Annotated in this window: 16 protein-coding genes and 1 tRNA gene; 7 read left to right on the top strand and 10 right to left on the bottom strand. The window is 41.6% G+C overall.

Annotated features, from left to right (window positions below):
- Nucleotides 1-5 precede the first annotated feature (5 nt).
- Nucleotides 6-620: a WbqC family protein gene (locus tag G4D82_RS02965; RefSeq protein WP_166334342.1), complete on the top strand. Its 615-nt coding sequence runs from the start codon at nt 6-8 to the stop codon at nt 618-620.
- Between the two features lies 1 nt (nt 621).
- Here the strand turns inward: G4D82_RS02965 and G4D82_RS02960 are convergent, their stop codons facing one another.
- From G4D82_RS02960 to G4D82_RS02935, 6 genes are all read right to left on the bottom strand, one after another.
- Nucleotides 622-1,671, bottom strand: a complete 1,050-nt coding sequence (locus tag G4D82_RS02960; protein ID WP_166334340.1) for an endonuclease/exonuclease/phosphatase family protein — start codon at nt 1,669-1,671, stop codon at nt 622-624.
- Nucleotides 1,668-2,537: a rhomboid family intramembrane serine protease gene (locus G4D82_RS02955; protein ID WP_166334338.1), complete on the bottom strand. Its 870-nt coding sequence runs from the start codon at nt 2,535-2,537 to the stop codon at nt 1,668-1,670. Before G4D82_RS02955 ends, G4D82_RS02960 begins: the two co-directional genes overlap by 4 nt.
- A 49-nt stretch (nt 2,538-2,586) precedes the next feature.
- Nucleotides 2,587-3,336, bottom strand: a complete 750-nt coding sequence (locus G4D82_RS02950; RefSeq protein ID WP_207788116.1) for a rhomboid family intramembrane serine protease — start codon at nt 3,334-3,336, stop codon at nt 2,587-2,589.
- On the bottom strand, nt 3,333-5,204 hold the full coding sequence (mutL, locus tag G4D82_RS02945; protein ID WP_166334335.1) for a DNA mismatch repair endonuclease MutL: 1,872 nt from the start codon (nt 5,202-5,204) through the stop codon (nt 3,333-3,335). Before mutL ends, G4D82_RS02950 begins: the two co-directional genes overlap by 4 nt.
- 125 nt (nt 5,205-5,329) lie before the next feature.
- Nucleotides 5,330-5,899, bottom strand: a complete 570-nt coding sequence (ribH, locus tag G4D82_RS02940; RefSeq protein ID WP_166334333.1) for a 6,7-dimethyl-8-ribityllumazine synthase — start codon at nt 5,897-5,899, stop codon at nt 5,330-5,332.
- 59 nt (nt 5,900-5,958) lie between these two features.
- Nucleotides 5,959-6,744, bottom strand: a complete 786-nt coding sequence (locus tag G4D82_RS02935) for a tetratricopeptide repeat protein (protein WP_166334331.1) — start codon at nt 6,742-6,744, stop codon at nt 5,959-5,961.
- A 212-nt stretch (nt 6,745-6,956) separates the two neighbouring features.
- On the opposite strand from G4D82_RS02935, the gene recF reads away from it, so the two are divergent.
- From recF to murB, 6 genes are all read left to right on the top strand, one after another.
- Complete coding sequence (gene recF, locus G4D82_RS02930; protein WP_166334329.1) at nt 6,957-8,036, top strand: DNA replication/repair protein RecF; 1,080 nt, start codon at nt 6,957-6,959, stop codon at nt 8,034-8,036.
- 70 nt (nt 8,037-8,106) lie between these two features.
- On the top strand, nt 8,107-8,805 hold the full coding sequence (locus tag G4D82_RS02925; protein WP_166334327.1) for a rhodanese-like domain-containing protein: 699 nt from the start codon (nt 8,107-8,109) through the stop codon (nt 8,803-8,805).
- 3 nt (nt 8,806-8,808) lie between these two features.
- The gene (locus G4D82_RS02920; protein ID WP_166334325.1) at nt 8,809-9,483 is read left to right on the top strand and encodes a DUF2461 domain-containing protein; all 675 of its coding nucleotides are present in this window, start codon (nt 8,809-8,811) and stop codon (nt 9,481-9,483) included.
- On the top strand, nt 9,483-10,556 hold the full coding sequence (locus tag G4D82_RS02915) for a glycosyltransferase family 4 protein (RefSeq protein WP_317167551.1): 1,074 nt from the start codon (nt 9,483-9,485) through the stop codon (nt 10,554-10,556). The genes G4D82_RS02920 and G4D82_RS02915 overlap by 1 nt, the downstream gene beginning before the upstream one ends.
- Before the next feature lie 2 nt (nt 10,557-10,558).
- The gene (gene asnB, locus G4D82_RS02910) at nt 10,559-12,427 is read left to right on the top strand and encodes an asparagine synthase (glutamine-hydrolyzing) (RefSeq protein WP_166334323.1); all 1,869 of its coding nucleotides are present in this window, start codon (nt 10,559-10,561) and stop codon (nt 12,425-12,427) included.
- A 26-nt stretch (nt 12,428-12,453) separates the two neighbouring features.
- Nucleotides 12,454-13,467: a UDP-N-acetylmuramate dehydrogenase gene (murB, locus tag G4D82_RS02905; RefSeq protein WP_166334320.1), complete on the top strand. Its 1,014-nt coding sequence runs from the start codon at nt 12,454-12,456 to the stop codon at nt 13,465-13,467.
- On the opposite strand, the gene G4D82_RS02900 is transcribed toward murB, so the two are convergent.
- From G4D82_RS02900 to G4D82_RS02885, 4 genes are all read right to left on the bottom strand, one after another.
- Nucleotides 13,464-14,591, bottom strand: a complete 1,128-nt coding sequence (locus G4D82_RS02900; protein WP_166334318.1) for a methionine aminotransferase — start codon at nt 14,589-14,591, stop codon at nt 13,464-13,466. The two genes, murB and G4D82_RS02900, sit on opposite strands and share 4 nt — an antisense overlap.
- 451 nt (nt 14,592-15,042) lie before the next feature.
- Nucleotides 15,043-15,116, bottom strand: a tRNA-Pro gene (locus G4D82_RS02895).
- A gap of 58 nt (nt 15,117-15,174) precedes the next feature.
- Nucleotides 15,175-15,864: a hypothetical protein gene (locus G4D82_RS02890; protein ID WP_166334316.1), complete on the bottom strand. Its 690-nt coding sequence runs from the start codon at nt 15,862-15,864 to the stop codon at nt 15,175-15,177.
- 171 nt (nt 15,865-16,035) lie between these two features.
- On the bottom strand, nt 16,036-16,959 hold the full coding sequence (locus G4D82_RS02885) for a T9SS type A sorting domain-containing protein (RefSeq protein ID WP_166334313.1): 924 nt from the start codon (nt 16,957-16,959) through the stop codon (nt 16,036-16,038).
- Nucleotides 16,960-17,020: the final 61 nt, after the last annotated feature.

The raw sequence follows: 17,020 nt of genomic DNA, 5'->3' as shown, positions 1-17,020 counted from the left end.
TTTTGATGAACAACATTCTCATTCATCCGACTTATTTCCCATCCATCAGTCATTTTGTAGCGATGGCTCAGGCCGATTCGATCACCCTTGAGATGGACGACAATTTCCAGAAGCAAACCAATCGCAATAGGATGATGATTTACAGCCCGAATGGTATACAACTGTTGAATATTCCGATCAAACACACCAAAGAAGCGCACCAGAAAACCAAAGACGTGAAACTGGAAACGGCTTTTGACTGGCAGAAACAACATTTTAAATCACTCGAAGCAGCCTACAGAACTTCTCCTTTTTTCGAATATTTCGAAGATGCCATCACGCCGATTTTTACCAAGAAGCACACGTTTCTGATGGACTTGAATCTCGAAACTATGGACATTGTATCCAAATGTTTGGCCATGCCGTTTGAGTACAAGCAGACCGCTGAGTATTTCCATGATGCGCCCGATTTTAAAGATTTGCGGAATTTAGCAAACGGCAAGAAAGACACGGCTGTTTTCGACCCATACACGCAAGTTTTCGGCGAAAAGCATGGTTATCTCAATAATTTAAGCATACTCGATTTGTTGTTCAATGAAGGCCGTTATGCGCTAGATTACCTAAAAAAGCAAACGCTTTAAGTTATTCCTCAATTTGAAGCCTGGTCATAATCGGGTAGTGGTCTGAATTCACAAAATCCGGAAAACTCTCAAAACTCTTGACTTTCATGCTGCTGTCGGCAAAAATGTAGTCGATGCGCGCCGGATAGTATTTAAAATGGTAGGTGTTGCCAAAACCACTTCCGGCTTCCTCAAAAGCGTCTTTTAAGGTTCCTTTGATACTGCGATAAACGTACGAATAAGCGCTGTTGTTCATGTCGCCGCAAATAATCACCGGAAAATCACAACGGTTTTTATGGTTCATCACAATCTCCGCCTGTTGCTGCTGTTTTCGAAAAGCAATGCTGATACGGTTAAAAACTAATTGTGATTTCTGCTGGTTGATTTCGTCAATATTCTCGGAAATTTCGTTTACGTCTGGCGATATCTTAATCGATTGCAATTGCATATTGTACACGCGGAGAATGTCTTTTCCTTTTTTGATATCGGCGAAAATGGCACTGTTGTTTGATTTAGGAAACGCCAAATGGCCCTCGTCTATAATCGGGAATTTCGAAAAAATCGCCAGCCCGGATTTGATTTGGTTGCCCTGCATGTTGATATAGCGATAAGGATATACTTTCAAATCGATTTTAGCGCCTTCGGAATATTCCTGAATGCAAAGAATGTCGGGATTTTTATCGTTGATGAAGGTTTTGATGTAGGCGACAACGTCTGTGTCGGGCAGCCAATTGAACAGGTTAAACAGCCGCACATTGTAACTCATTACCGTAAAATCTTTGTCTGTTCTGGGCAAGTCAATCGAAGAGAATTTGTAGAACTTATTGATAAAGGTAATGCCGAGCAACAATACCAACGCGGAAAGCAAGATTTGTTTTTTGAATTGGATCAGCCAATAGATGAAAAACAATCCGTTGAAGATTAATAAGAGCGGCAAAACCAAGGTGAGTACTGCCAAAAATGGAAATAATTTCGGCGCAAGGAAAGGTAACACGTAAGCAAGGAAAGTCAATACAGCCAACACTATATTGGAAAAAAACATGCCTTTATTGAACCAAGAGAGTTGCTTCATTCCTGTTTTCCGGCTTTGAATAGAAATTCCTTTTCGTCTTTGGTCAGGCTGTCGTAACCCGATTTACTGATTTTATCCAGAATTTCGTCGATTTGTTGTTGTGTTTTGTCTTTAGTTACAATTTTTGAAACACGGTTTTGAGGTTTGTCGGTGTTGCGGTGTACTTTTTTGAACGGTGTACTTTTCTTCTGGTTTCGGGCTGCAAACAAACCGGTAATTACGCTGACGATTTTGCTTAAATCAGTTCCGTTTTGGAGCAGTTTGATGTATATAAATCCGAAAAATGCGCCGGAAAGATGCGCGATATGTCCACCGGTATTTTCAGTAAAAATCTGGATCAAATCCAGCAATAATATCACAAAGGTCAGTTGCCACAATTTGACATTGCCGATGAGCAGTAAACGCAAGTTCATGAAAGGCGAGTAAGTAGCTGTTGCCACGAGAACCGCCATAATGGCTCCCGAAGCGCCAACAATTGAAGAAGTATTCCCTGCACTTAAAACCGGATAGAGTATTACAAAAGCCAAACCTGCGAAAATGCCGCTAAGTAAATACAAGCCCAAAAGTTGCTGTTGGTTGAAAAACGTCAGGAACAGCCGGCCCGCAAAGTTAAGGACCATCATATTGAACAACAAATGAAAAAAACCGGCGTGGAAAAAGAAATAAGTTAGTAATGTCCAGGGTTTATAAATCCATTGGGTAATATCAGAGGACAACGCCAACCAATTCGGATAATTGAAAAAACCGAACCTAAATTGGTAGAAAAACAAAATCGACAACAAGAAAACACCACAATTCCAATAGATCAGCTTCTGTTCGAAACCGCCCAATTTGTATTGCATTTTTAAATCGTCTAAAATGTTCATGGTTATTTGGTTTTTAGCAGTGAAATCTCAATACTAACGCCTGACTATATTAATTCCAACGGTTGTTCCTGAATTGGTCTTTCTTCCAGTACCACATCATCAAAAAACCAACTAAGGCGCCGCCAATATGCGCGAAATGGGCGATGCCGGTTCCGCCTCCGAAAATCGAATTTCCTTTAAGACCTAAAAACAAATCCAAGCAAAGCAAGCCGGGCACAAAATACTTGGCTTTAATAGGAACTGGAATAAACATTAGCGCGAGTTCTGCGTTCGGAACCATGAAAGCGAAAGCCACTAGAAGGCCATAGATTGCTCCTGATGCACCAACGGCCGGCGAAGCAAAAGCACTAGTAAAGTTTTGTAATCCGGAATTTCCTAGAGTTTCAATCCAACGCGTGTCCATTTGTTCCTGATTGAGCAAACCGTAGATTTCATCTGGCTTAAAACCGGCCTCGATTAAGGTATTCAACCCTTGATGGAATACCAGATAGTTAACTAAAGTATGTAGGATTGCCGAACCCAAACCACAGGAAATATAGAAGAACAAGAATTTTTTGCCGCCCCAAAAGTGCTCCAGTGCAGAGCCGAACGAATACAATGCAAACATGTTGAAAACAATATGCATAATACCTCCGTGCATGAACATATGAGAAAGCGGTTGCCAGTACTGGAATTTGTCGTTTTCAAAAAAGAAAAGCGAAAGAACATTGTACGCCTGTTCGCCTACCATTTGTGAGCCGATAAAAAACAAAATATTAATAATCAGCAATTGCTTGACCGTTGGGGTAATCTGCATCATAGCGCGAATTTTTTATCTAAATCTTCCACCCGCATCGTGATGAAAGTAGGTTTTTGAAAAGGTGAAACGTCGGGTTCTTTGCAGGCAAACAAACCATTGATTAGGTTTTCTTGCTCTTTTTCACTCAAGTAAGCACCGTTTTTTACCGCGAGGCTTCTAGCCATAGACTTGGCAATAGTATCGCTCTGACTAAAACTGTTGCCGGGAATACCATCTTGCAAGTCACGCAGCAATTCTTCCAGCAAACTCCGCACTTCACTTTCAGTAACATTGGCCGGAATGCCTGAAATAGTCACATCTTGTGTATCTTCTTCAAAATGAAAACCTGTACTGGTCAAAGCGGGCTGCAACTCACGAATCAGATGCAATTCGTGACTTGGGAAATGCAATTGCAAAGGAAACAACAACCGTTGGCTATTTGCTTGTTGTAAAGTCATATTTCCAAGGAATTGCTCATACAGAATGCGTTGGTGGGCACGGTTCTGATTCACGATGAGCATACCTGATTTGATTGGGTTGACGATATATTTTCGTTGAATTTGATACGTTTTATTGCCTTGAGGTTCAGGGTCTTGATTTTCAAATAATGAGGTCGTTATCTCTTCACTTTCGAATTGCATACCCGAAGATTCGGCAATACTGTCGGTGTCGTCTTTCAAGCCTACGTACAAACTTTCCCAAGTTGGCATTGGGCGCTCTTTCTCGTAATGGTGTTGTTTTTTGATTTTGGCTTTGTCGCTGTAAGAAGCCGATTTTTCCTGAGCAAATGGGTTGAAATTACTATCAACTTGAATGGTCGGATAAGTAACTTCAGCGTTTTTATAATGGTAAGGTGTGTCGAGGTTGGCATCGCGGTCGAAATCGAGCACCGGGGCTACATTGAATTGTCCTAAGCTGTGTTTAACCGAAGCGCGTAAAATGGCGTATAGTGCTTGCTCGTCGTCGAATTTGATTTCAGTTTTGGTTGGATGGATGTTGATGTCGATGGACTGCGGCGGAACGTTCAGAAACAAGAAATAACTCGGTTGCGCGCCTTCCTTGAGCAAACCTTCATAAGCATTCATTAAGGCATGGTGCAAATAACCGCTTTTGATGAATCGGTCGTTGACAAAGAAGAATTGTTCGCCTTTGTTTTTTTTAGAGAATTCAGGCTTGCCGACAAAACCGTCGATTTTCAGGATGTCAGTTTCTTCTTGAACCGGAACAAGTTTCTCATTGGTTTTACCAGCAAAAATAGTCACAATGCGTTGCCGAGGATTGCTCTGAGGTAAGATATAAACTTCGCTGCCGTTGTGGTAGAACGAAAAGTGAATCTGCGGATGGGCAAGCGCCACACGCTGGAATTCATCTACAATATGACGAAACTCAATCGTGTCGGATTTCAAGAAATTGCGTCGGGCAGGTATATTGAAAAACAAATTCTTCACCGAAAACGAAGTGCCTTTAGGCAACACGGCTTCTTCTTGCGAAAGGAATTTACTGCCTTCGATAATGAGGTGTGTGCCGAGTTCGTCTTGCTCTTGCTTGGTTTTTAGCTCGATGTGTGCGATGGCTGCGATAGAGGCTAATGCTTCCCCGCGAAACCCTTTGGTGTGCAGTTGGAATAAATCTTCAGCTTTGCGGATTTTTGACGTAGCGTGCCTCTCGAAACACAAACGCGCATCGGTGACACTCATCCCAACACCATTATCGACTACCTGAATCAGTGTTTTTCCAGCGTCTTTGATGATGAGTTTTATTTCGGAAGCCTTGGCGTCGACTGCGTTTTCGAGCAACTCTTTCACTACCGATGCTGGGCGTTGCACCACTTCACCGGCAGCGATTTGGTTGGCAACATGGTCAGGAAGTAATTGGATGATGCTCGACATCGACTTTGTTTTTTAGCAAGGCGTACAAATTTAACTAAAATCCGTCAGCTTTTACAGCCAAGGTTATCTTAAAAAGCAAAAAACCTACTCGTTAAAAGCAGGTTTGTGATGTATATTTTCGGTGGTTACTCTTCTATTTCTAGCGGGTTGTTTTCGATTTGGAGTTGTCCGGGTGGCAGTTCTTGTTGGTTCAGCGAGAAATTCAAACCGGCTTGTTGTCTGAGGTAAGCCATTTTTATCGCTGCGATTGCTGCTTCAGTTCCTTTGTTGCCATGCGCACCGCCGCTTCTGTCGAGAGATTGTTGTTCGTTGTTATCAGTTAGCAAACAAAAAATTACCGGAACATCGGATAATACATTCAAATCTTTGATGCCTTGCGTGACGCCTTCACATACAAATTCAAAGTGCATGGTTTCGCCTTTAATTACGCAGCCAATGGCTATCACAGCATCGACATTTTGGGTTTCAATCATTTTCTTTGAACCGTAAACCAGCTCAAAACTGCCGGGAACATTCCATCTTAAAATGTTCTCAGCCTTTGCGCCGCAATCCAACAAAGCGGCTTCAGCACCCGAAAATAGCCCGTTGGTGATTGGGTCGTTCCATTCAGAAACAACAATCCCAAACCGAAAATCTTTCGCATTTGGGATAGTGTTTTTGTCGTAATTCGATAAGTTTTTATTGGCTGTAGCCATCTCTAGAAGTTTTTAATTTCGAATAACCAAATCAGAAATCAAAAAGCGCGAATTGGGAATTATTGTGCTAAACCAATCAAGCCATCAATGGTTGAGCCTTCCGGAGAAGCTTCGTATTTCTCTTTAATTTCAGTGAAATATTTCAACGCATCTGCTTTTTTGCCCAATGCCAGTGCAGTTTGCCCGGCTTTTAGCAAGAAACGCGGCGTAGTCAAATCGTTTTTGTTCATCTCAGAAGCCTTTAAGTATTGCTCCAAAGCTTTTTCTGATTGCTTTTTTTGAGAATAAGCATCGCCAATCGCACCCACAGCTAAAGTGCTAAGCATCATATCATCTGATTTGAATTTCTCTAACGAAGCAATTGCCTCGTCATTTTTTCCAAGGTTTAAGTAGGCAATTCCGCAGTAGTAGTTGGCCAAGTTCCCGGATGCAGTTCCTGAATATTCATCAGCAATGGCTTTGAAACCCTGTTTTCCTTTTTCTCCGTTTAACGCAATGGTAAATAAAGAATCTGCGTTGGCTGTAGCATCAACTGCTTTTTGAAAAGTTTGTTGGGCATCGAAAATAGCAGTGGCCGCTTCGTCTTCTTTCGGTTGTACGATAAATTTTTGGTACAGTAAATAACCTACGGTTACCAAAGCAATAGCCCCAACTACTCCAAAAATATATTTCTGATTTTTAGCAACCCACTCTTCGGTTTTAGAAGCTGTTTGGTCCAGAGAATTGAAAACACCTGCAGTGGTACTGTCTTTTTCGTCAATTTTTACATCTTCTTCGATGAAAGTGTTTTCTTTTTCTACTTTTTCTTTCGGAGCCTTGTAACCTCTTTTATTATATGTTGCCATTTATATTAAATTTATGAGCCGCAAAAATAAAATTTTTATTCAAACACACGCAAAAAAAAATGTTTTTCTGTCGAATTTTTTCAGCCTGAATGCTTTGGGATTTTTTGGCTGGGTTTTCTTTGGCATTACAAATGTTTTTGAGGGAAGATTCTCGATAATTTTCAATAATTTGCAGCCGCTTAAAAATCAATTGAAATTTCCGGTTTGCCACGATGTATTTAAAATCAATTGCGCTATTCAACTACAAGAATTTTTCTGAAATCGACTTTGAATTCGACAGCAAGATCAATTGCTTCGTGGGGAAGAATGGTGTTGGGAAAACCAACGTGCTCGATGCGATTTACCATTTGGCATACGGGAAAAGCTATTTCAATCCTTTGGCGGTTCAGAATATCAAACATGGCGAGGAGTTTTTTGTCATCGACGGTACTTTCGAGATAAAAAGCCGCAACGAGCAAGTGGTTTGCAGTTTAAAGAAAAACCAGAAGAAAATCTTACGGCGCAATGGGAAATTGTATGAGAAATTCTCCGACCACATTGGGCTCATTCCGCTGGTGATTATTTCTCCGGCCGATCGTGATTTGATAGTTGAAGGCAGTGAAGCCCGCCGAAAATTTATCGACACCGTGATTTCGCAATCCGATCCGGGTTATTTGCAAGAGCTTATACAGTACCAAAAAGTGCTGCAACAGCGTAATGCCTTGCTCAAATACTTTGCCTTGAATCATACGTTTGAGAACGATACTTTGTCGATTTACAACGAACAACTTCATAGGCTCGGGCACCAGATTTACGAAAAGCGCAAAACATTTCTTGAAACGTTTATCCCAATTTTTAACCAACATCATCATGCCATTACAGATTCGCAAGAGGCGGTGCAACTCGTTTACGAAAGCCAATTGCACGATCGGCTGATGTTAGAACTTTTCGAGGAGAATCTGAGCAAAGACCGCATTCTTTATTACACTTCCTGTGGCATCCACAAAGACGATCTTTCTTTTGAAATTGACGGTTTTCCAATCAAGAAATTTGGTTCGCAAGGCCAACAGAAGTCTTTTCTAATAGCGCTCAAGTTGGCTCAGTTTGAGTTTATCAAAAAACAATGCGGCGAGAAACCTTTGTTGCTTTTTGATGATATTTTCGATAAACTAGACGAGTATCGCGTTGGAAAAATCGTGGCCATGGTTAACAATGATGAATTTGGCCAATTGTTTATCTCAGATACACACCCCGAACGCACCGAAAGCATAGTAAAACTGACGCATCAAAGCTATAAAATTTTTAATCTTTAAATTGAGGCGAAATTTGTTTTTCGGTTTCAAAAATTGACTAATTTTGCTGGGCTATTTAAAAAAAATCCCCATGAAAGTTCAACACTTAGGGCTGCTGTTTTTGAGCCTGCTCATTGTTTCCTGCCAAGCGCAAAACAAGGAAAATTACGAGAACATCACCGCGCAGGTTTTCGCTGAAAAACTCAAAGCTACTCCTAACGCACAACTCATAGATGTTCGTACACCTGAAGAATACGCCAGCCAACATATCGACAACGCAAGGAATATCAATATCAACGGAAATGATTTTATCGCCCAAGTAAACCAACTCGACAAAACTAAACCAGTATTCGTGTATTGCATGGTAGGCGGTCGCAGTAAAAAAGCTTCCAACCAACTTGCAGAAATGGGTTTTGCTAAAGTATACGATTTGCAAGGTGGAATCATGAAATGGAATGCTGCAGGTCTAGACAAACCGTCGGATAAAATCATCGGTATGTGTTCGCAGGAATATGGCGATTTGCTCAGAGCTAGCCCGAAAGTACTGATTAATTTTTATGCGACTTGGTGCGAGCCTTGTGTAAAAATGGCGCCTTTTATCAAAAAGATGCAGGCCGAAATGAAAGACCAAGTCAATATTGTTAGACTCAATGCCGATGAAAATAAAACCTTGATTAAAGAATTAAAAATCGATGAACTTCCAGGTCTTTTGTATTATGAAAATGCCGAATTGAAATGGAAGCAACTGGGTTTTATGAGTGAAGAAGAACTGAAAAAAAGATTGCAGTAAAAGATGTTGTCAGCGCAAACCCTTCAATTTCTTGAAGACTTGAAGGCCAACAATAACCGCGAATGGTTTTTGGCCAATAAAAAAAGATACGAAGCCTATAAAGCCGAGTATCACCAACTCATCAGCGATTTACTTGACGCGATGAAGCCGCACGATCCGTCACTGGGCATGTTGGAGGTGAAAGATTGTACGTTTCGAATTAACCGAGATATTCGTTTTTCTAAAGATAAATCACCCTATAAAACCCACATGGGCATTTGGCTACGAACCGGAAATAAAGGCACTGAATCTGCAGGTTATTATCTACAAATCGAAAAAGGCAATGCTTTTGTTGGTGGCGGAATGTACTGCCCGATGCCGGAGCAATTGCAGAAAATCAGAAAGGAAATAGAGTTCTTTTACGACGATTTGGAGCAGATTATCCAAGACAAAAACTTCAAATCTGTTTACGGCAATTTGAGTCGCGACGAGAATTCGACCCTTAAAAACCCACCGCGCGGCTACGATAAAGAACATCCTGCCATTGAATTTTTAAAACTCAAAAGTTTTACGGCCATTCAAAAGTTCGATGCCAAAGAGGCTACCAAGAAAGATTTTGTAGCCCAAGTCAGTCAAAAACTTCTCGCGCTCAAACCGCTGAACGATTATATCAATCGAGCCTTAACTGCCCAAGAATAGTGACTACTTCCAGAAAAAAGATTTTATTTCTCGGTGAAACTTACCGAGCCGATGCGATTACTTGGATGCGCGGTTTGGAAACTTTCGGCTCATTCGAGATAGTTACTTGGGAATTAAAAACTTCCGGCACTGGTTTTTTAAACAGATTCAAAAGGATCGTCGAATATTGCGGTGCGATTTTCAGCATTAGAAAGCTAGTGAAATTACACAGACCAGATATGGTAATTGCCGAACGAACAACCAGTTATGGTTTTCTGGCTGCTTTGTCGGGCGTTCAACCGGTTGCCATTGCCCAGCAAGGAATTACCGACTTGTGGCCCGAAGAGTCGTTGCTCTATCCGATAAAAAAATTAATCCAAAGTTATGCTTTTCGCAAGGCTACACTAATCCACGCTTGGGGTAATGCGATGACCGTTTCGATGAAAAAGGCGAGAGTGGATATGCGTAAAGTAATGGTGCTACCCAAAGGGATTGATCTGGAGCTTTTCAAAAAAAATGACGAATTTAACCCAAACCAACTTCATGCTATCGTCAGCCGTTCGTTGTTCGCCGAATATAAGCACGCTATCATTTTGAAGGCATTTGCGTTGCTAAAGAAACAAGGAATCGGGTTTACGCTGACCATTGTTGGCGATGGCCCGGAAAGGCGAGTATTAGAGAGTTTGTGTCAGAAATTAGACCTTGCCAACGAAGTACATTTCACCGGTCGTATTGTCAATAGCGTCTTGCCCGAATTGCTCAGAAAAGCCAACTTTTATATCAGTATGCCGGTGACTGAAGGTGTTTCGGCTTCTTTATTTGAGGCGATGGCTTCGGGTTGTTATCCGGTAGTGAGCGATGTTTTTGGCAACCAGAGCTGGATTACGCATCGGGAGAACGGACAGCTCATCAAGACTAATGACGAGGAAATGCTTGCGCAAGAATTGCTTTGGGCACTTGAAAATCCGCAATACAGACAGCAGGCGATAGTCAAAAACAGAAAAATGGTTGAAGAGAGAGCCAATTACGCAGTCAATATGAAGCAAATTGCCGATCGGTACCACGAGCTAATTGAACAATATCAAAACCGATAACTGTGTGCGCAATTAACGGAATACTGCATTTTCACTCGCAGCAAAAAATACAAGAGCAGCAACTCCTCAGGATGCGTGACGTATTGGCGCACCGCGGGCCGGATGACCAAGGCATTTTCATTGACCAGAATATTGGTTTAGGCCACCGCAGGTTGTCAATTTTGGATGTCAGTGCCGCCGGGCATCAACCTTTTCTTTCCGAAGACGGACGTTATGCGATGGTGTTCAATGGAGAAATCTACAACTTTAAAGATTTCTATGCTGAACTCAAAAGCCATGGTTTTGAAATTAAGACGCATTCCGATACCGAAGTGCTGTTGAAGCTTTATCAATGTCAAGGTTTGAAAATGCTCAGTAAACTCAACGGTATGTTCGCCTTTGCCATTTGGGACAAACTGGAGCGAAAACTGGTTTTGGTGCGCGATCGGATGGGAGTGAAGCCGCTATATTACGCCTACTATCAGGGCAGTTTCTATTTTGCTTCAGAGCAGAAAGCGCTTTTTACAGCTGGAGTTCCGTTGCAAATTTCCGCTGAGGGCATGCAAGAATATATTTTCAATCGTTTTGTGGCCGGCGAAAATACAATGTTCCGCGAAGTACACAAGGTGTTGCCGGGCCATGTGATGACGATCGATCAGACTGGCAAGTCGACTTCCAGTAAATGGTGGAATCTCAAAAGTGAAATCCAGAACCATCCCGAAATTAAAAATCCGGTTGCATGGTTTCGGGAAACTTTTGACCAATCTATCAGGCTCAGAATGGTTAGCGATGTACCGGTTGGCGTATTACTCAGTGCCGGGCTAGATTCTTCATCGGTCATGTCGTCTTTACATTTTCAGAAATACAAAGAGATTGAGGCTTTCAATATTGCTTTCAAAGAAGAGGAACACAACGAATCGCATTTGGCCAAACGCCTTACACAACAGTATTTGTATCATTTCAATTCTGTGCAACTCGAAGGGAAAGGTCTTTACGACCGGTTAATCCAATCTACTTATTTGCAAGACGAACCGCTGATGCACCTCAATGAACCGCATCTTTTAGCGATTTCGCAATTGGCAAAACCTAAAGTAAAAGTATTGCTTTCCGGTGAAGGTTCAGACGAACTTATGGGCGGTTACGTTAGGTATAAACCACTGCAATTTCCATCGTTGTTGCAATCAGTTGCGCTTTTATCAGGTTGGGATGCTTTTGCCCAAAAACCTCGATTTGAAAAACTCACACGGTATGCTAATATCAAAGACCGACGCGATTTGGTATTTTTTAATGGTAGTAATATTTTTCCCAAAGATATTGCTTCAACCTTTGGCATAAATCAAATGCCAGAGAATGCCTACCGCAAGAAAATCTACCAAGAAGCCCAATCACTATACCCGAACAACCTCAGAAGACAAGCGCTTTATTTTGACCAGCACACCTATTTGTGCTCGCTGCTGGATCGCAATGACCGCTGTACCATGGGCGCTTCGATTGAATGCCGCGAGCCGTTTTTAGACAAAGAGTTGTTGGCAGGCTTGGGTTCGCTGAATGATTCATGGCTGTTTACCGGCAAGAAAGGCAAGTATATTCTCAAAACGGCTATGGAAAAACGATTGCCCTACCAAATCCAGCAATTTCGGAAAGTCGGACTCAGCACACCTTGGAGCGATTACCTAACCAAAAGCCCGGAGTTTCGTGAAGAAATGGAAGCATTTTCCAACAGCGAAATTTTCAGAATGCCTTATTTCGAGCATATCGATATCAAGAAACTCATCGAACGAATGCAACTTGGCGACCGACGTATGGTTGCCTATATCATGCCTTTGTTTATGCTGCACATTTGGATGCGTTATTACGTTGAAAAATTTTTACCAGACTTGGAAGTCATGTAAATAGATGTAAATTTGAAAAAAATCCCATGGAAATCCAGCACCAGTTTTCATTAAAGCCTTACAACACTTTCGGAATCGACGCTAAAGCCAATAGGTTTGTCGCCGTGCATACTACTGATGAATTAAAGTCGGTTTTACAGCAACACGCTCAAGAAAGAAAGTTCATTCTCGGCGGTGGAAGTAATATGTTGCTCACTCAAGATATTGACGCGTTGGTCATCCACATCGATTTGAAAGGAAAGAAAATCCTCAAAGAAACCGATGACCATGTCTGGATTGAAGCCCAAGCCGGTGAAAATTGGCACGAGTTTGTGCTTTGGACTTTGTCGCAAAACTATGGCGGGCTCGAAAATATGTCATTAATTCCGGGAAATGTAGGTACCACACCGGTACAGAATATTGGCGCTTACGGCACAGAAATCAAAGACACGATGGTGGCTTGCCAAGCGATGAAAATCGACGACCAAACCCTGCGCGATTTCTCGAACGCTGATTGTCGGTTTGGCTATCGCGAGAGTATTTTCAAGCAAGAAGCCAAAGACCAATATATCATTACTTCGGTGGTTTTTCAACTCACCAAACGGTACCATAAAATTAATATTGCTTACGGCGACATCCAGTCTGAGCTTGCTAAAAAAGGCATCAATCAGCCAACGATACAAGATGTTAGCAATGCCGTAATCGCCATCAGGCAAAGCAAACTGCCCGATCCGAAAGAACTGGGCAACAGCGGTAGTTTTTTTAAGAATCCTATCCTTTTGAAATCTGATTTTGAAGCGATTCACCAACGGTTTCCCGAGATGAAATACTACGAAGTTTCTGCTACCGAAGTCAAAGTTCCAGCGGGTTGGCTTATTGAACAAGCGGGTTTCAAAGGCAAGCGTTTTGGTGATGCCGGCGTACACAAAAACCAAGCTTTAGTGCTAGTGAATTACGGAAATGCTACCGGTCAGGAAATCTTAAAATTGTCCGAAGAAATTCAGAGAACCATTTTCGAGACTTTCGGCATCCACATCGAAGCTGAAGTCAATGTGATTTAGAGTTTTCTCAATCGCTCAGCGGCTTCGGTCAGCGTATTTTCTTCTTTAGCAAAACAGAACCGAATACAACCCGTTTGTTTATTGTCGGCATAAAACGGGCTCAAAGGAATTGCGGCCACGCCATAATCCTGAACCAATCGCCTGGTGAATTCCAAATCATTTTCCTCCGAAATTTTCTTGTACGACACCGTTTGAAAATACGAACCTTCGCACGGCAGCAGCTCAAAATTTGTCGGTTGCAATAATTCGCGGAATAAATCGCGTTTTTGCTGATAAAATTTCCCCAAATCGGCCATTTTAACTTGGTTGAGATAATCGTTAATCGCGTACTGGGCCAAACTGTTGACGCTAAAAACTAAAAATTGGTGCACCTTTTTGATTTCGTTCATGAGTGGTTCGGGCGCTATCAAGTAACCGATTTTCCAGCCCGTGATGTGAAACGACTTTCCGAACGAAGAAACACTCACACAACGCGGGTACAACTTCGGCCTTTGATGCACCGAGATATGTGGTTTCTCAAACGTGATGTACTCGTATACTTCATCAGAAAGCACGATGAGGTTCGGGTACAATTCCAGCAATTTTTCGAGTTCCAGAAAATCGTCTTCGCTCCAAATTCGTCCCGATGGGTTGTGCGGATTATTGATAATAATCATTCGTGTTTTCGAGTTTGTTGCAGCGGCAATCGCTTTCCAATCGGGCGTAAAATCATCGTTTAGGTTCACGCGAACCGGCTCGGCGTTGCGCAGTAAAATTGGCGTTGGGTAACAATCGTAACTCGGATCGAGAACAATCACTTGTTGGTCTTTTTGAACCAAAGCCTGAATGGCAGTAAAAATTCCCTGAGTAGCGCCGGCGGTAATCAAGATATCTGTCGCCGGATTTATTTTTCGGCCATACGAAGTTTGGGTCAATTGCGCCAATTTTTCCAGCAGCGGCGCATATCCGGCCATTGGTAAATACTGGTGAATTTCCTTTTGCGCCCAATCCGAAGTAATGTTTTTCAAAACCGGATCGACTTCGAAATTCGGGAAACCCTGCGCCAAGTTAATCGCGCCATACTGATTCGCCATTTGCGTCATTACCGAAAAAATGCTAGCGGTTTGCTGAAAACTGTGGGTCATAAAGTCAATTTGAGTTCTAAAAATAGGAATTTGGCCCGGAATGGCAATAAAGGTTTTGTTTTTTAGAAGCTGGTTCCCGCTGTACGCTATATCTCTGCGCTGCGCTCCGAGGATGCCGCTGCCATCGGGGCTAGGGTCGCGGTGGTGAGTTGAGCCTCAGAAGTAGATTTGATTTACGATTTTGGGAAGGCGTTTTTTAGCGTAGAAAGGTTGAAAGTTTTTGTTTTTTTTTTGAATTGAAGTCTGGTCTTTCGATTTAGTCTTTTTTTTTTTTTTTTTTTAACTGGATTACTTGCGTGATCCAGAGTTTGGGGTTGTTGCTAACAAATCCTTAAGGCTTTTGCAAAGCCTTGATTTTGTATTTAAAGAAAAAGCCAATTTGTAAGCGAGCTTACATTGGCTTTTTCTTTAAATACAAAATCCTTTTTGCCTTGGCAAAAAGGATTTGTTGTCGGGATGACTGGATTCGAACCAGCGACCCCTAGCACCCCATGCTAGTACGCTACCAGGCTGCGCTACATCCCGAAATCGGGTGCAAATATATTTTATTTCTTGGAAGTGTTCGGAAAAATTTGAAAGAAAATTACTCTTCTGTTTTTTTTCTTTTACTGCTGTTCTGATTCAGTTTGAATTGGTAGTTGAAGGTCTTGAGTTTGTTTCTTCTTTCTTCAGCGCGCAGCTTGAGTTTGAGCTCGAAATTCATATCTACCGAATTAAGCTGCTTGATGGCCTTGGTGAAAATAGCTTCGTTTTCCTGAGCAATTTTTGTGTTAACCTCTGGTTTTTTGGGCGGGTTTTCTATCGCTGTGTTGGTTCCTATGTTAGTATTCGCTTTTGGAGATGGGAAATCAAACGACAATATAATCTGTTCGTCATTCGGATCCATTTTGAGCACGAAATTATCTACTACGAAATGATCTGAAAATATCCGGTTCTTGAGCAACATGGCTTCGTCGAGCAAAGCATCAAAATTCGCAATAGCATTGTGGTCGTTTAAATAATGGATGATTTCTTCAATGGCTGTCGGTGCCACGTTGTAATGCAGATAGCCTTCACTACCTAGAAATATTATAGCTGCTTTGTCTGCAATTTCAAATTTCTTAGACAAATACAATCTCTGGAATTTCTTTTCCTCAAAGGTTGCCTCGATGAAATCTGTAATGTTGTATCGCTCATCGAGCGTATGGAAAAAACGAGTGCCTTTGGCATTACTATATACCGGCACTTGAAATGCGTTCTGTTTTTTGTCTTTAATATAGCCTACTAGTTTCATTCAAATCGGTTTTGAATTGACCTATAATCTGTAGGGCTTAGCGCAGAGGTTTGGGGAAAACCAAAATCGGTCGGACTAAAGTAGGAAATTAATCTTTAGAAATAAAAGCTAGCCATAAAAAAAGCCCGACTTCAATTAAAAAGTCAGGCTCAATTTTATCGTTACAAAACGTTATTTCTTAATGAATTTTGCCGAAAAACCTTTGGCTGAAATCATATAAACTCCTTTTGCAAGCTGGCTTACATCAATATTCACAGGATTATTATCGGTCAAATTCAAGGATTGACGACTCACAATACGACCTTCTGTATTAGTTATCGTAAAATCGTATTGGCCGCTTTGTGCTTGATTTCCTTTCACAATATTGATTTCTCTTTCCGCAGCTGTCGGGAAAATAGCAAATTGAGTTGTATTGAATTGATCATTCGCCAATGCTGCAAAATTCACAATCACATCGTCAATATACAAAGTACTTCCAAAATTCGGTGTCGATCCTTCTTCGGCCATAGAAAATGAAATTTGCATCGAAGTGGGTGTTCCCGATGCAGTGCGTTGAACAGGAGTGTATAAATAACTATAATTGTTGCTCATTTGCGAAATTGAGGCCTTAGCAGTGCCAATTTCCATTCCTTCTTCATTAAAAAGAACCAATTTGGCTTCGGCCACATCGTTGCCCATCGGGAAAAATTTGTAGTAAAAACCGAGCATGGTTACATCGTCATTTTCAGTAACGGGAACACCCGGATTCCAGCCCGGAAAATCCTGAGTCGCATCGTTAAAAATAATCGATTTCCCAGGGTAAATTACTTGGGTGTTCATATCCCAACCGTTGGTGATTTGCATGGCAGTTAATCCGCGGTGTGCATCCCAAGTTGGAAAAACAAAACCCGGCCAGCAGCCAAATGTTACCGAATTTTGAACCGGTTCTTGTGTTTCTAAATCAATAGAAAAAGGAAGTGCCAAGTTGGTATTCCAGTTACTGATTAAACCGTTTTCCTTGATGGTTTCGAAATTTCCATTGACCACTTGCCCTTGGAGATTTCCAAAACTCAAAACAGTGACGGCCATTAGGGTGAGTAAGTAATTTTTTTTCATGATTGTTTAGTTTGGTTAAGAACACTGAAATTTCTTCTTCATAGCAATTTCACATTCCAAA

It is taken from the genome of Flavobacterium lotistagni (assembly GCF_011392125.1).
In the GTDB taxonomy this organism is placed as follows: Bacteria; Bacteroidota; Bacteroidia; order Flavobacteriales; family Flavobacteriaceae; genus Flavobacterium; species Flavobacterium lotistagni.
Note: the sequence above shows the minus strand (reverse complement) of the source record. Positions and strands in the feature narration are given on the sequence as shown.

Excerpts from the sequence above, each read along its gene's own strand:
- G4D82_RS02935 (WP_166334331.1), bottom strand. The coding sequence starts at position 6,744 with ATGGCAACATATAATAAAAGAGGTTACAAGGCTCCGAAAGAAAAAGTA.
- G4D82_RS02920 (WP_166334325.1), top strand. The coding sequence starts at position 8,809 with ATGTTGTCAGCGCAAACCCTTCAATTTCTTGAAGACTTGAAGGCCAAC.
- G4D82_RS02890 (WP_166334316.1), bottom strand. The coding sequence starts at position 15,864 with ATGAAACTAGTAGGCTATATTAAAGACAAAAAACAGAACGCATTTCAA.
- G4D82_RS02885 (WP_166334313.1), bottom strand. The coding sequence starts at position 16,959 with ATGAAAAAAAATTACTTACTCACCCTAATGGCCGTCACTGTTTTGAGT.
- G4D82_RS02900 (WP_166334318.1), bottom strand. The coding sequence starts at position 14,591 with ATGACCCACAGTTTTCAGCAAACCGCTAGCATTTTTTCGGTAATGACG.
- mutL (WP_166334335.1), bottom strand. The coding sequence starts at position 5,204 with ATGTCGAGCATCATCCAATTACTTCCTGACCATGTTGCCAACCAAATC.
- G4D82_RS02950 (WP_207788116.1), bottom strand. The coding sequence starts at position 3,336 with ATGATGCAGATTACCCCAACGGTCAAGCAATTGCTGATTATTAATATT.
- G4D82_RS02960 (WP_166334340.1), bottom strand. The coding sequence starts at position 1,671 with ATGAAGCAACTCTCTTGGTTCAATAAAGGCATGTTTTTTTCCAATATA.
- recF (WP_166334329.1), top strand. The coding sequence starts at position 6,957 with ATGTATTTAAAATCAATTGCGCTATTCAACTACAAGAATTTTTCTGAA.
- ribH (WP_166334333.1), bottom strand. The coding sequence starts at position 5,899 with ATGGCTACAGCCAATAAAAACTTATCGAATTACGACAAAAACACTATC.
- murB (WP_166334320.1), top strand. The coding sequence starts at position 12,454 with ATGGAAATCCAGCACCAGTTTTCATTAAAGCCTTACAACACTTTCGGA.
- G4D82_RS02955 (WP_166334338.1), bottom strand. The coding sequence starts at position 2,537 with ATGAACATTTTAGACGATTTAAAAATGCAATACAAATTGGGCGGTTTC.
- G4D82_RS02925 (WP_166334327.1), top strand. The coding sequence starts at position 8,107 with ATGAAAGTTCAACACTTAGGGCTGCTGTTTTTGAGCCTGCTCATTGTT.
- G4D82_RS02965 (WP_166334342.1), top strand. The coding sequence starts at position 6 with ATGAACAACATTCTCATTCATCCGACTTATTTCCCATCCATCAGTCAT.